This is a genomic window from Chitinophagaceae bacterium C216 (genome assembly GCA_028485475.2).
Lineage (GTDB): Bacteria > Bacteroidota > Bacteroidia > Chitinophagales > Chitinophagaceae > Niabella > Niabella composti.
The window spans coordinates 2,217,688-2,232,217 of record CP144143.1 but is presented as its reverse complement, the minus strand read 5'-3'; the positions used below and the strand labels follow the sequence as shown (position 1 = coordinate 2,232,217).

Annotated in this window: 15 protein-coding genes; 13 read left to right on the top strand and 2 right to left on the bottom strand. The window is 41.5% G+C overall.

From position 1 onward, the window contains the following. Positions 1-229: 229 nt before the first annotated feature. Positions 230-1,009 carry a phytanoyl-CoA dioxygenase family protein gene (locus tag PIECOFPK_RS09580; protein ID WP_409965723.1) on the bottom strand — a complete coding sequence of 260 codons (780 nt, stop codon included), beginning with the start codon at positions 1,007-1,009 and terminating at the stop codon, positions 230-232. A gap of 713 nt (positions 1,010-1,722) precedes the next feature. On the opposite strand from PIECOFPK_RS09580, the gene PIECOFPK_RS09575 reads away from it, so the two are divergent. The 5 genes from PIECOFPK_RS09575 (at position 1,723) to PIECOFPK_RS09555 (ending at position 6,493) form a co-directional block, all read left to right on the top strand. Then, positions 1,723-2,802 (top strand): L-dopachrome tautomerase-related protein, encoded by a 1,080-nt coding sequence (locus tag PIECOFPK_RS09575; protein ID WP_409965722.1) that lies wholly within the window; start codon positions 1,723-1,725, stop codon positions 2,800-2,802. A gap of 279 nt (positions 2,803-3,081) precedes the next feature. Next, the gene (locus tag PIECOFPK_RS09570) at positions 3,082-4,125 is read left to right on the top strand and encodes an agmatinase family protein (protein ID WP_330975679.1); all 1,044 of its coding nucleotides are present in this window, start codon (positions 3,082-3,084) and stop codon (positions 4,123-4,125) included. A gap of 3 nt (positions 4,126-4,128) precedes the next feature. Further along, positions 4,129-4,680 carry a hypothetical protein gene (locus tag PIECOFPK_RS09565; protein ID WP_330975680.1) on the top strand — a complete coding sequence of 184 codons (552 nt, stop codon included), beginning with the start codon at positions 4,129-4,131 and terminating at the stop codon, positions 4,678-4,680. A 13-nt stretch (positions 4,681-4,693) separates the two neighbouring features. Continuing rightward, entirely contained in the window at positions 4,694-5,992 is a 1,299-nt protein-coding gene (locus PIECOFPK_RS09560) for a radical SAM protein (protein ID WP_409965721.1), read from the top strand. Positions 5,993-6,079: 87 nt separating this feature from the next. Then, a complete protein-coding gene (locus PIECOFPK_RS09555) occupies positions 6,080-6,493 on the top strand; it encodes a CAP domain-containing protein (protein WP_330975682.1) in 414 nt (137 codons plus the stop codon). A gap of 3 nt (positions 6,494-6,496) precedes the next feature. Here PIECOFPK_RS09555 and PIECOFPK_RS09550 read toward each other — a convergent pair whose 3' ends face one another. Further along, entirely contained in the window at positions 6,497-7,522 is a 1,026-nt protein-coding gene (locus tag PIECOFPK_RS09550; protein ID WP_409965720.1) for a dipeptide epimerase, read from the bottom strand. Positions 7,523-7,792: 270 nt separating this feature from the next. Here PIECOFPK_RS09550 and sufB point away from each other — a divergent pair, with 270 nt between their 5' ends. The 8 genes from sufB to PIECOFPK_RS09510 all read left to right on the top strand — a co-directional run bounded on the left by sufB (position 7,793) and on the right by PIECOFPK_RS09510 (position 14,453). Further along, entirely contained in the window at positions 7,793-9,277 is a 1,485-nt protein-coding gene (gene sufB / locus PIECOFPK_RS09545; RefSeq protein ID WP_330975684.1) for a Fe-S cluster assembly protein SufB, read from the top strand. A 54-nt stretch (positions 9,278-9,331) separates the two neighbouring features. After that, entirely contained in the window at positions 9,332-10,081 is a 750-nt protein-coding gene (sufC, locus tag PIECOFPK_RS09540; RefSeq protein WP_330975685.1) for a Fe-S cluster assembly ATPase SufC, read from the top strand. Between the two features lie 53 nt (positions 10,082-10,134). Beyond that, the gene (gene sufD, locus PIECOFPK_RS09535; protein WP_409965719.1) at positions 10,135-11,439 is read left to right on the top strand and encodes a Fe-S cluster assembly protein SufD; all 1,305 of its coding nucleotides are present in this window, start codon (positions 10,135-10,137) and stop codon (positions 11,437-11,439) included. A 122-nt stretch (positions 11,440-11,561) separates the two neighbouring features. Continuing rightward, a complete protein-coding gene (locus PIECOFPK_RS09530) occupies positions 11,562-12,809 on the top strand; it encodes a cysteine desulfurase (RefSeq protein ID WP_330975687.1) in 1,248 nt (415 codons plus the stop codon). A 47-nt stretch (positions 12,810-12,856) separates the two neighbouring features. Next, on the top strand, positions 12,857-13,291 hold the full coding sequence (locus PIECOFPK_RS09525) for a SufE family protein (RefSeq protein WP_409965718.1): 435 nt from the start codon (positions 12,857-12,859) through the stop codon (positions 13,289-13,291). Between the two features lie 23 nt (positions 13,292-13,314). Further along, positions 13,315-13,626, top strand: coding sequence for an SUF system Fe-S cluster assembly protein (locus PIECOFPK_RS09520; protein WP_330975689.1), 312 nt, complete (start codon positions 13,315-13,317; stop codon positions 13,624-13,626). Between the two features lie 10 nt (positions 13,627-13,636). After that, positions 13,637-14,098, top strand: coding sequence for an RrF2 family transcriptional regulator (locus tag PIECOFPK_RS09515; protein ID WP_330975690.1), 462 nt, complete (start codon positions 13,637-13,639; stop codon positions 14,096-14,098). A gap of 145 nt (positions 14,099-14,243) precedes the next feature. Beyond that, positions 14,244-14,453 carry a hypothetical protein gene (locus PIECOFPK_RS09510; RefSeq protein WP_409965717.1) on the top strand — a complete coding sequence of 70 codons (210 nt, stop codon included), beginning with the start codon at positions 14,244-14,246 and terminating at the stop codon, positions 14,451-14,453. Positions 14,454-14,530 lie beyond the last annotated feature (77 nt).

Below are 14,530 nucleotides of genomic sequence, written 5' to 3'. Positions count from 1 at the left end.
GCTTTTGATAAAAAAATGCATTGCCCTTTTTTCCATCGAGGCCAAAGTAGACTTGTATGAGGATGGATTAAAGAATATTGCTGTTGTGCTGAGCTATAAAGCAATAAAAAGAAAACCCAGACCAATGATTTCTTGCGATGGGATTGCAACAGCCCCCATAAACAACGGTACAATCTTAAAAGAAAGAGGCTGCCAAAAGCAACCTCTTTCTCGATAATATATTTCAAAACTAGCCAATTCCTAAGCGAATAGCTTCTTCCACAGGAGTATAACCGTTATCACTACCCGCAATACACAATTCACCTCTTAACAACAAAGGCGGTTGTGCCATAAACTTGGGGACAGTTCCTCTATGGGGTTGAGCAGCATGCACCAAGAACGGATGGCATAGATACACCGTACCTGCTTTACCGGTTGCATACACTTCTCTCCTTTTAGGCAACTCGTCAAGCTTAGCAGCAAGTTCCATAAAAGAAAGTCCTTGATCGCCTTCTTTAGCAAGCAATCTTGCAACATCGATATGAGAGCCTTCATAAATAATGGTAGGCGCATCATTCTCCGTAACATCTGAGTACAGCACCAACATTAAAAGTGCCCTACCTTTAGATTTGACATTGACACGCCATTCCAGAAAATTATTCGGGTCTTCTCCGGGAAAACTAGCATCCACATGCTTACCGGTATCGTTGGGTTGTTTATCCGAAGGAAATCTTACCGGAAATGTTCCTACATTTCGGCAAGGAATCCATCTATCTTTACCAATCAGTTGGTCAAAAATGGCATGCATTGTTTCGCTATTTAGTGACTCCACAAAAGGCTCTTGTAGATACATACCCAAACGTATAACAGGCGCTGTCCAGGTAGCAGCATCATTCCTATCAAAAGGAATATCCTTCCATAGAATATCTACGGCCTTATCTGCAATTTCTTTAGAAAAAGCATTGTCTATACGTACATAACCCTGATGAATAAATTGCTCTATTTCTTTTGTACTTAATATTTCAGACATATAAATGGATTTATGAAAAGCATATAGAAACGGTAAGTCCTTACCGTATCATATACTTAGTGAACACAAAAATTTAATATAGGAGAAAACGCACTAATTGTAACGAATTAGCGGGTTGCTTAGAAGTTAAGCCGAGAGGATATTATAACATTACGGTCATTCTCATAATGCAAAGGTAAAAAATATTGATAAAAAGATAGCACCTCACATCCCATTACTACAACCTGCTTTCAGACATATTGCACCCGACTTAACATGAAAACATACCTTTATCATTGGATAAACATTGCATACCCTAAAAACTCTTCCTTCAATTGTACATTGTTGTATACACACTGTCACCATCGCATCCTTTTTTAGTTCATACAATGATTATTTTATTAAATAATCCGTCCCTCCTACTCTATCTATATAACTCATTATCATACTCATAACATAATAAAATGGTGTATCCTCTGCACAGTATGACTGTTACTATACTTTTTATCCGTTATTGCATAATTACCTTACTATACTTAGTTTTGTAACTATAAAAATTATAGTAAATAAATATTTTGAAAAACACTTTATTTAAAAACCGATTAAGAATAGATATATAAGATATAAATCAAACGCTCCAATTACTAACGAAAAATACAGCAGCTAACCATCAATCATGTTTCACTTTACATACATCATTCACTCAATTTAAAAAAATGAAAAAGTATATTTTAATGGCAGCAGTTCTAATGAACTTTAAAGTTCAAGCACAAATTGTAAAACACGAAGTTTTCGCAACCGTAGAGCAATCTGTTGGTAATATTGCCTTTACTGCGAATGGCGATTTAGTTTATAGTCATCATCCCTTTTTTAACCCGCAGTTTCGGGTAGTGAAGTACAATGCTCACACCCAAACAATAGCACCATTCCCCAATGAAGAGTGGAACACTCCACGAGAAACAGACGACCATTACCTGAGTAATGTTTTGGGCATCAGAAATGATGAAAACGGCATTGTATGGATTTTGGATATGGGACAACGCAACCCCATTACACCGAAAATTGTAGGGTGGAATACAGTTACAGATCAATTAGAGCGCATTTATTATTTGCCGGAAACTTCAGTTGTGCCTACTTCTCAGCCAAACGACCTGATCGTGGATACAAAGCATAATGTTTTTGTAATAGCAGACGAAGGAATTGGAAATGGTGGAGATGGTAGTACGGCAGCATTAATCGTGGTGGATATGAAAACAGGTAAAACAAGGCGGCTGTTGCAAGGCACACGAAGCACATTACCTGAAAACGTACCCACCAACATCAACGGAAAACCTTTGGCTATTAATGGCAAAAACCTCTTAGTAGGTTGTGATGGAATCACAGCAGACAAAAATTTTGAATGGCTGTATTACGCACCGCTAAATGGTAGTAAATTATATCGCTTAAAATTAGAGGACTTATTAAACGAAAGTTTGACAGAAAGTGAATTGGATAATCGAGTAGAAATTTATTCAGACAAACCCAATAATGGCGGCTTAAGTATCGATGATGAAGGCAATATCTACCTAACAGCAATGGAAAATAACAGCGTAGCAGTTATTCTTGCTAAAGACAAAAGCATACACAATATCGTAGTAGACGAATACCTACTTTGGCCAGACGGCGTAAGCTATAATCATGTAGATGGCTATATGTATGTTTCGGCAGCCCAAGTGCATTTAGGTGCCGTTTTTAACAACGGAAAAAATTTAGCAAATGCTCCCTTTTATATTTTCAGGTTTAAGCCATTGGCAAAAGGCGTTCCTTATAGATAATATGAGGTAAGTTGATAAATATATCGCTATCATTAAGTTGGCTTGTTAGATACCTATACATGGTCATATTAAAGCCAACTTTTTGTTATAAATCTGTTTACACTTTTTAGAAAACAACTTCATATTTTAACAAAACGTGCATATAAAAAATGTAAGTTTGACTAATTATAGAAAGACTTGAACATTTAGTAAACGAAAAATCAACCGCATATCAAGCATCTCAGCTCCCTTAAGTTATAAAATAAGCGTATCTTGCGCGCTGGTTTTAAACTTTGCGTGATGCTGGATTTAAGGAACTTTGATCAAAACGCCGTAAGCAACCCCGATAACAATATTTTTGGTTTACCCAGTACGGAGGAAAACGCGGAGCTCATTATTATGAACGTACCTTGGGAAGTCACCGTAAGCTACGGTTCGGGTACGGCCAAAGCGCCGGAGGCTATCTGCAAAGCCAGCCTACAGGTAGATTTGTACGACCCCCATTTTCCCAATGCATGGAAAAGAGGTTTTTACCTTACCCCTACCGATAAGCAATTGCAGCTTCGAAGCAGTTATTTAAGAAAAGAAGCCGAGCTTTATATCGATTATATCTCACGCGGTGAATCACTCGAAGCCAATCAGTTCATGTGCAAAACCATCCGAGAAATCAACGAGGGTAGCGATTACCTGAACCAATGGGTGTACGACCAGGCTATGAGCTATCTGAACAAAGGAAAGCTGGTAGGTCTACTGGGTGGAGATCATAGCACCCCATTCGGGTTATACAAAGCCTTAGCCGAACGGTACGATGCCTTCGGTATTCTGCAAATTGATGCTCATTGTGATCTTAAAAAAGCTTATGAAGGATTTGAATATTCCCATGCCAGCATCATGTACAATACCCTCAAAGAAATACCTCAGGTAAAAAACATTTTACAGATAGGCGTGCGCGATATAAGCCAAGATGAGTGGGAATACATACAAGAACATCCGGATCGTATCGGCGTTTACTTCGATCAAAATATTAAGGAAAGGATGTTTGCCGGTGATACCTTTAAAAATATCGCCGGAGAAATTATAGACCGCCTGCCGCAGAATGTACATATCAGCTTCGACATAGACGGTCTAGATCCCAAACTTTGTCCGGATACAGGCACTCCCGTTCCGGGTGGCTTTGAACTGGATCAGATATTTTATATTTTTCATGAAATCTTGAAAAGTGGACGCCGAATTATCAGCTTCGACTTGGTAGAAGTAGGTGTTGGCGAAACTGAATGGAATGCCAACGTAGGCGCCCGTGCTTTATTCAAACTTTGTAATGTGCTGGCAAGCAGTAATAGCTAAAGAATGTATCAATTTATCATACCCAATAAGAAGCAACAGATTTATTTTGTTTTTGCTGTAGGCATTATCCTGCTTAACATTATCGGAGCGGCGGTGTACAATTTTACCATCGGCGCAGATGCTACCAACGCCTGGGTGTTTGCAGTAGCCTGTATTGTCATCTTTAGTATCGTCCTTTATTTTTTCTCGGCACCAAGGCGATATCGCTTTGCTGGAACTTTGATACTGGTATTCGGTATTTTTTGGATGAGCCGTACTTTTTATCAGCTGTTTTTTGTGAATCTATTACTTTGGGGGCTGTACACAGTTGCGCGTCGAAATTTAGTGGTGACCGTATCGGAAAAACATATTTCTTATCCTTCCTTTCCGGTTAAAATGATTCAGTGGAATATGATAAACAATGTGGTGCTAAAAGATGATATCCTCACCATCGATTTAAAAAATAATAAAATCTATCAACATCTCATTGAATATCTCGACGGAGAAACAGATGAAGCAGAATTTAACGACTTTTGCAGAAAACAGTTGCAATACAGCCACTCTCAAGGCAGTTAAAATAAAATAGCACATGTCACTTCCATCATCACCATATCTTTTATATTCCGACGGGAAAGGAAATATTTTCGAAGACCGCAGTTTGTATGTAACCGGTCGCACTGGTTGGGACGCCGTACCTATCCCCAATGACGAATGGATTGAACTACCCGATGGCGGTTGTTTGTACGAACTTCCCGGGCGCAGGGGTATTGGTATCGATGTGAAAACCGGAGAAATGCGCCTTTGTGAAAAAGGCTGGGCTGTGGCAGCTTTTATTCCTCCCGCTCATACGGGATTTTACCTCTCGGCTTACGAAACGGAACCCGGTGCACCTACCCTCCCTCTGTTCTGCTATACTGCTGTGGGTTGGTATAATGAAAAATTTTATGTACCTGCGGTAAGAATTGAGCAGGATATAAGGCAGGAATGTGCCGGTTTTGATGCTGGCAAAGTAAAGCAGGGCGTGGAATATCTTACTAAAGCTTATCCGCATAATCGTTTGGTTAAGCACCTGGCGGAGAATTGCGCACTCACTTATCATTGCCCTGCAGCACGCAATTATTTTATGGGCCGATGGGAATGTCCGGTACCGGCTTCTCCCGCCTGCAATGCCAACTGTATTGGCTGTATTTCCCTACAACCCGACGAAGAACCCATCGTTTCCACACAGGACCGTCTGCAATTCAAACCCTCGGTGGAAGAGATTGTAGAATTTACCGTTCCGCATCTGGAAACAGCCCCCTATCCTCTTATCAGCTTTGGACAAGGATGCGAAGGAGAGCCACTGTTGATGTGGGAAACCATCGAGAAAGCCATTATCGAAATTAGAAAGCATACCGATAAAGGCTCTATCAATATTAATACAAACGGCTCCCGCCCCGATGCCGTAAAGCGGCTCTGCGAGGCTGGACTCAACTCTATTCGTGTAAGTACCAACAGTGCCCGCCGCGAAATCTATATGCCCTATTACCGCCCCAATAATTACGATTTTGAAGATATTATCGAGAGTCTGAAAATCGTAAGCAGCTACGGAGGGTGGACATCCATTAACTACTTTGTATTTCCGGGCATGACAGACAGTGTAGCGGAGTATGAAGCATTGCGCAAACTCATCAGAGAAACCGATCTAAAAATGATTCAGTGGCGCAACTTTAATATAGATCCCGACTGGTATCTGGGAAAGATAGGTGTTACCGATACTGGAGACTGTATGGGCATGAGCGTATTACTGCAGGAAATCAGAAAAGAGTTTCCCAACCTCAAATATGGATATTATAACCCACCCATGGAGCGGATTAAAGGGAACTACGAGGTAGACTTTGCACATTAACCTCAACCTAATATGAAACGATTCACATTTTTATTCCTAACAATATGCCTCGCTATTGTTGCCAGCCATTGTTCGTCGCAATCAAAAATGATGAGGGCATCTTCAGCTTCGGGACAGGAGTTGCTCCAGGCTATCAATGCCGTTAGAGCCAAAGGTTGCAACTGTGGCAACACATACATGCCTCCTGTAAAAGCGCTTCAATGGAATGCCAAACTGGAAGTCGCCGCCCAAAACCACAGCAATTATATGCACCGCAGAAAATTGCTAACGCATAGTGGCCCCCATAATACAACGCCCGCCGATAGGGTTAAAGCTGCAGGCTACCCATGGAGTTACGTAGCTGAGAATATCGCATTAGGACAGCCCTCGGTAAAAGAAGTTATGAATAGTTGGTTGCAAAGTGTGGAGCACTGTAAAAATATTATGAGCAATAAGGCAACAGAAATGGGCGCCGCCCTAAAAGGCGAATTTTGGACTGCCGTGTTTGCCGCGCCCATGTAACAGTTATTTTTTAAATAAGCCTTTATACGCTATCCCCAAGCCGGGGGCATTACTGTATATAATCTTTCCATTGTCGTACTCGATACCTGTAGCCAGATCTTCCTCCAACAACAAGGGGCCATCCATATCCACATGATCGATGAAAGGCAAAAGATGCGCAATAGCTGCAGAGCCGATAGTGCTCTCGTTCATCGAGCCTACCATCACATTCAGATTGAGTTTGCGGGCATTTTTAATCATGCGCAAAGCAGGCGTAATACCACTACATTTGGTGAGCTTTATATTGATGCCATGAAAATGCCCCACGCATTTTTCTACATCATTTTCAAATACACAGCTTTCATCGGCATATAAGGGCAATGAGGATTCCTGATACAATACTTTCATTCCTTCCCAATTATCTTTAGCTAGTGGCTGCTCCACAAACTCTACACCCAATTCTTTCAGCTGAGGAATCAACTTAAGTGCCGTGTCCAAGTCCCATCCGGCATTGGCGTCTACGCGAATCACGGCATCCGTTTTTTCTCTGATGGCTTTTACAATGGCAATATCATATGCCGTTCCTACTTTAATTTTATAAATCGGCCAGGGCTTTTCTTCCACCTTCGCCAGCATTTTTTCCACCGTATCTATACCAATGGTATAATCCGTTATGGGATTATCAGCGGGATCACCTTTCCAAATCTGGTAAAGCGGTCTACCCGACATTTTGCCGAATATATCCCAGGCCGCTATGTCTAGCGCACATACCAAAAACGGATTTTGAGGTAACAGATGATGCAGAAAATGCCAGAAACGCTCGGGATCAGTAAAAGCAAACCTCTCAATCATACTACGCTTAGCTTCCAGATCGGCGATCATATCATCCACCGTAATATTATAATACGTAATAGCGGGCGCTTCCCCATAGCCTTTGATACCGAAATGTTCCAGCTCAACCACCAATGTGGGTTGATGTGTTTTGGTACCTTTAGAAATAGTAAAAGGATGACGGAATTTTAAATTGAACGGATGGTAATTTATCTTCACTGTTTTAGGAACTAATAGGTTAAAGGAATGTTCGCAAAGATAACCTGCTTTTGCCTCACAATCCGCAAAAGGCTGTTGTTTTTCATTATGCTCAACCTTTGAAGGGAACTGCCGTTTTTCCAATGAAAAATCACAGAATTGTAAAACCTCTCTTTTGCTAGTGTAAAACGCTTATACCTGCAACAAAATGCAGGAGGATGTGTTGGTATTTTAACCAGCTTTAACGTATTTCATTTATACTTTTTAGTATAAATAACTTACTTTTGCAACATGAATACAGATACAGAACAATTATCAAGTACACAGGCAGCGGAAACAGACTTAGACCCCATAGAAATTCACGTCAATAGCGAGTATAAATACGGGTTTGTAACCAATATTGAAATAGAATCTGCTCCCAAAGGACTTAATGAAGACATTGTGCGGTTCATTTCACAAAAAAAGAATGAACCGGAATGGATGCTGGAATGGCGACTGAAAGCATTCGCACAGTGGCAGAAAATGCAGGAGCCGCATTGGGCAAACCTGAAATACCCTCCTATCGACTATCAGGATATTATATACTATGCTGCCCCTAAACAAAAAACCAAGCCCAAAAGCCTAGACGAAGTAGATCCCGAATTGCTAAAAACTTTTGAAAAACTGGGTATCTCCCTGGAAGAACAAAAACGCCTTACAGGTGTGGCCGTGGATGCCGTAATAGATAGTGTGTCTATAGGAACCTCTTTCAAGGAGCAGTTGGCAGAACTGGGCATTATATTCTGTTCTATCAGTGAAGCAATTCAAGAACATCCAGATCTGGTACGCCAATACTTGGGTAGCGTAGTGCCGGTAACCGATAACTATTTTGCCGCACTAAACTCCGCCGTATTCAGTGATGGTTCTTTCTGCTATATCCCTAAAGGCGTACGTTGCCCAATGGAGTTATCCACTTACTTTAGGATTAATGCCGAAAATACCGGCCAGTTCGAGCGCACACTCATCGTAGCCGATGAAGGCGCTTACGTAAGTTATCTCGAGGGATGTACAGCTCCAATAAGAGATGAAAATCAATTGCATGCAGCAGTTGTTGAAATTGTTGCTTTAGATAATGCCGAAGTAAAGTACTCCACCGTACAAAACTGGTATCCCGGAGATAAAGATGGTAAAGGAGGTATTTACAACTTCGTAACCAAACGTGGTATTTGTAAAGGTATCAACTCTAAAATTAGTTGGACTCAGGTGGAAACCGGTTCATCTATTACTTGGAAATATCCTAGTGTAATACTGCAGGGTGACAATTCTATTGGAGAATTTTATTCTGTAGCAGTGACCAACAATTACCAGCAAGCTGATACCGGAACCAAGATGATTCACCTCGGGAAAAATACGAAGAGTCGCATTGTAAGTAAGGGAATATCAGCAGGTTATAGTAATAACAGCTATCGAGGTTTGGTACGCGTGGGGAAAAATGCTACTAATGCACGCAACTTCTCTCAGTGCGATTCCCTGCTATTGGGCGATAAATGTGGTGCACACACATTCCCCTACATCGAGGTGAAAAACAACACCGGCATTGTTGAACACGAAGCCACTACTTCCAAAATTGGGGAAGATCAAATCTTCTACTGTAATCAGCGCGGTATCGATACCGAAAAAGCTGTCGCCCTTATTGTAAATGGTTTCGCTAAGGAAGTAATGAACCAATTGCCGATGGAGTTTGCGGTTGAAGCTCAAAAACTATTGGCTGTCAGCCTAGAAGGAAGCGTTGGGTAAAAATTAACTTGATATAAAATTCATAAAGTTTAAAATCAGATAATACTAGATAATATGTTGACAATAAAAGATCTGCGCGCAGGCATCGAAGGAAAAGAGATATTAAAAGGCATTAATTTACAAATAAACCCCGGCGAAGTACATGCGATCATGGGACCCAACGGTTCCGGAAAGAGCACCTTAGCTTCTGTACTTGCCGGAAAGGAAGATTACGAAGTAACAGGCGGCTCGGTAGAATTTATGGGTAAAAACCTATTAGAGCTCTCTCCTGAGGAAAGAGCAGGTGAAGGCCTCTTCTTGAGCTTTCAATATCCTATTGAAATTCCGGGACTTAGCACAACCAACTTCATGAAAACTGCAGTTAATGAAATTCGTAAATATCGCGGTCAGGAAGAGCTAGATGCAGTATCTTTTCTAAAGATGATGAAGGAGAAAATGGCGCTAGTGGAGATTGATCAGGCCATGCTAAGTCGTTCTCTTAATGAAGGTTTCTCGGGTGGAGAAAAGAAGCGTAATGAAATTTTCCAGATGGCTATGCTGGAGCCGAAGCTGGCTATATTGGATGAGACCGACTCAGGTTTGGATATCGATGCTATCCGCATCGTAGCAAATGGTGTAAATAAATTGCGCAATTCGGAAAATGCGGTGCTATGTGTGACGCACTATCAACGCTTGCTGAACTATATCGTTCCAGATTACGTTCACGTGTTATATAATGGTCGTATCGTAAAATCGGGCACCAAGGAATTGGCACTAGAGCTGGAGGAAAAAGGATACGATTTCATTAAAACAATGGCAGTTTAATTTGAGTTATTACATGCAAATTAACTCATTTTCAATTTATCAGATTAAATTAAATGGATACTATAACATATTTTAAAAAGCGTTTTGAAGAATTGCAAGCCCATCCGGTAGATGGACATATCAAGTCCATGCGGGATTCGGCATTTGCAGAATTTTCCCAAACAGGGATACCTACCGTAAAGCACGAAGAGTGGAAATACACCCGCATTAACGATTTTTTCAGCAAGGATTATCATTTTTCTACCGATATAAAAGAACAGCAGTTAACTGCGCAGGACTTAGCTCCTTTTCAGATTCCTGGGCATGAGGATGCTAATTTGGTGGTATTCGTAAACGGGCATTTTAATAGAGAGTTATCCCATACACGTTCTGAAGAACTGGAAATTTTGTCTTTACAGGAAGCTGCAGGTCATGAAAAGTATGCTTCCATCGTAAAGGAGCATCTGGGCCATAGTGCAGATTATCATAGAGACGGCGTCAATGCTTTAAACACTGCATTTATTCAGGAAGGTGTGTTTGTACACGTGTTTAGAAGCAAGGAAGCTAGTCACCCCATATATTTATACAATGTTACGGATGCCCGTCGGGGAAACATCTTTGCGCAACCACGTTGCTTGATTCATGTAGCAGAAAACGCCAAAGTGCAGATTGTAGAAACTTATATTACACTGGGGGCGGATGAAAGTTTTACCAACCAGGTAATTGAGGTTGCGGTGGAGCAGGATGCCATCTTCGATCTATACAAAATCCAGAACGATGCTCCCAACTCCAAGCTGGTAAGCACTACTCACGTACATCAGACCGGTAAAAGCATAGCCAATGTGGTGACCGTGTCCCTCAATGGCGGTTTGATCAGAAACAACTTGAATATGGTGATGTCAGCCGAGTATTGCGAAGCCAATCTTTTTGGCTTATATCTGGGCGACCAACATTCCCATATGGACAACCATACGGTGGTAGACAACCGTAAACCCAACTGTCTGAGCAACGAACTATACAAGGGGGTCTTGAACGGAAATGCTACCGGCGTTTTCAACGGAAAGATTTTTGTACGTCAGGACGCACAAAAAACCAACGCTTATCAGAGCAACCGTAATATTTTGCTTTCTGATAACGCTAGTGTGAACACCAAGCCGCAGTTGGAAATCTTTGCAGATGACGTAAAATGTTCGCACGGCTGTACCGTTGGCCGTCTGGATGAGGAAGCGTTGTTCTATATGCGTTCTCGTGGTATCAGCGAGAAAGCAGCCACAGCCCTCCTCTTACACGGTTTTGCTCAAGATATACTAGAGAAAATTCAGCACGTTACCACCCGCGAATTTGTAGAGCAGCTGGTGGCTGACAAGCTGCATTTATAATCGAGAGTGCTACTAATGAGAGGAAGACGGAGGAATAATATCAATAATAACCTTTAAAATATTGTCTTCTTAAACCCTTTAGCCCGACGGCAAAAAGAAGACGTACGAATGAGGGGTTTGTTATGCAAACAGCAACTTTAAATACCAATAAGGCCTTTGACGTGCATTCCGTACGAAAGGACTTCCCCATTTTGAACCGGGAAGTGAAAGGCCATCGCCTGATATATTTTGATAACGCTGCGACTTCTCAAAAGCCTCAGTCGGTTATTGATGCATTGGTACATTATTATACACAGTATAATGCCAATGTACACCGTGGCATTCATTCCCTGGCGGAGGAAGCTACTGCTGCTTTTGAAGCCACCCGCGATGCGGTTAAGCACTTTATCAATGCTGCCGCACGGGAAGAAATCATTTATACGCGGGGTACTACCGAAAGTATTAATCTGGTAGCTTACAGCTGGGGACGTCAGCATCTTGCGCAAGGAGATGAAGTGATTGTCTCGGGTATGGAGCACCATTCCGACATCGTTCCATGGCAGATAGTATGTGAAGAAAAAGGCGCTCAACTCAAAGTGATCCCGGTGAACGAACAAGGAGAACTAGAGCTGGAGGAATATAGAAAACTTCTCAGTTCACGTACCAAATTGGTGGCTGTAAACCATGTATCCAATGCGTTGGGAACGGTAAACCCCATTCAAGAAATTATACAATTGGCCCATGCGCAAGGAGCTCTTGTGCTCATCGATGGCGCACAGAGCGCTATGCACCTCGATGTTGATGTGCAGGCATTGGATTGCGACTTTTTAGCTTTCTCCGCACACAAAATGCTAGGGCCAACCGGTATGGGTATCTTATATGGCAAGAAACATCTTTTGGAGTCTATGCCAGTATTTATGGGGGGTGGCGAAATGATTAAGGAGGTAACCTTTGAGAAGACCACCTACAACGAGCTCCCCTATAAGTTCGAGGCAGGTACGCCTAATATTGCCGATGCCATTGCCTTCAAGCCGGCTATTGAATATATCAATACAATCGGTAAGGAAAATATCCGCAAACAAGAAGACCTGTTGTTGCAGCACGCCACACAGCGCCTAAAAGAAATTGAGGGACTAAGAATCATCGGCGATAATGACCATAAAGTAAGCGTGGTGTCTTTTGTGATTGATGGGGTGCATCCTCAGGATGTGGGTATTTTGCTGGACAATAAAGGTATTGCTGTACGCACGGGGCATCACTGTGTGGAGCCGCTGATGCAGCGTTTTTGTATCCCCGGAACCATTCGAGCCTCTTTTGCGTTCTATAATACAGTAGAAGAAATAGATTTAATGGTTGAAGCTTTGCAGAAAGCCGTTAAAATATTAAGGTAATCCAAGGGAAGCTGCTGTTGATGGCAGCTCTCGAAAATAACAGACGAATGACCGAAACGCAATCTATCGAACAAATAGAAGCCGAAATCGTAGACGAGTTTTCGCTTTTTGAGAACTGGGACGATAAGTATGAATATATCATCGACCTAGGTAAAAAACTACCCCCGCTGGCAGAGGAGCATAAGAAAGATGAAAATAAAGTAAAGGGATGTCAGTCTACTGTATGGTTGGTGGCCGATTACAAAGATGGTAAAATATTTTATCAGGCCGATAGCGATGCGATCATTGTAAAAGGGCTTATATCTATGCTGATAAGAGTGCTGAGTGGCCACACCCCCGACGAAATCCTGAATGCTAAGATGGATTTTATCAATAAAATAGGAATGACGAGCCATCTGGCTCAAACCCGTTCCAATGGATTACTGGCCATGGTAAAACAAATGAAGAATTATGCTTTGGCATTTAAAGCCTTGAACCAGTAACCATCATTCATAACCTAAAGAAAATGACTGAAGCCGAAATACGAGAAAAAATCATTGAAACACTCAAGGGTATATACGATCCCGAGCTGCCCGTAAATATTTACGACCTGGGATTGATATATAAAATTGAAATCAATGACGATCATAACGTTTTTATCCTCATGACGCTCACGGCTCCCGGCTGTCCGGCCGCACAAACTCTTATATTAGAAGTGGATGAAAAAGTAAGACAGCTTGAGGGGGTAAACGATGTGTTGGTCACCTTAACTTGGGATCCACCATGGGAGAAAAGCATGATGAGCGAAGCAGCTCAACTCGAACTAGGTTTTTTATAAAAAAAGCATTATGAAAATTACTGCTCAGGAAGAGTACGGATTGCGGATTCTCATACGCATCGCCTCCTGCAAAAGCGGCGAAGGTATGAGTATTCCACAACTCAGTGAAACGGAACAGCTCAGTCAGCATTACATAGCCAAACTAACCCGTCTGTTGAGGATGGCTAATTTTATCCGTAGTACCCCGGGTAATAAGGGAGGCTACGTATTGGCCCGCCCGGCATCGGAAATTATTATTAAAAATGTTTTGGAAGCGTTGGGCACCCCGCTCGACAAAGAATTTACGGATGAAACCGGTGCCGTAATGCGGTTTTGTACCAATTCGGTGGATTGTTCATCCAGGTCTCTCTGGCAAATGATTCAAATGACGGTAAATAACTTGCTGGAACGCATTACTTTACAAGATCTGGTTACTGAAAATGCCAATCGCGACACTATTTTTGATAAACTCAGTAAAGAATTTTTGGTATAAAGCAGATATTTTTATATTTGCAAATCGTAGTAACCTGTAACACAACCATTTAATTTAATAAAAAATTTTACGCATACAGGGTTACCAAATCGTGTTTTGCGTATTAATTAATAAATTATAATTTTTTAAAACAAAAAAAACAATCATGAAAAAATTATTTGCAATTGCATTAATCGCTGTATCATTTGCAGCTTGTAACAGTGGTGAATCTTCAACTGAAGCTTCTGCTGAAGCTACAGCTGACTCTTTAAGTGCTCAAGTTGAAGCTGTTGCTGATTCTGCTCAAGCTACTATTGACTCAGCTGTTGCTACAGTTGATTCTGCTGCAGCTGCTGCTGTTGATTCTGTGCAATAATTTGGCAACAAAGAAAAACTTCTTGAGAGTTAATAAAGAGCCGGTTGAAGACCGGCTTTTTTTATTGTCGAAGGATT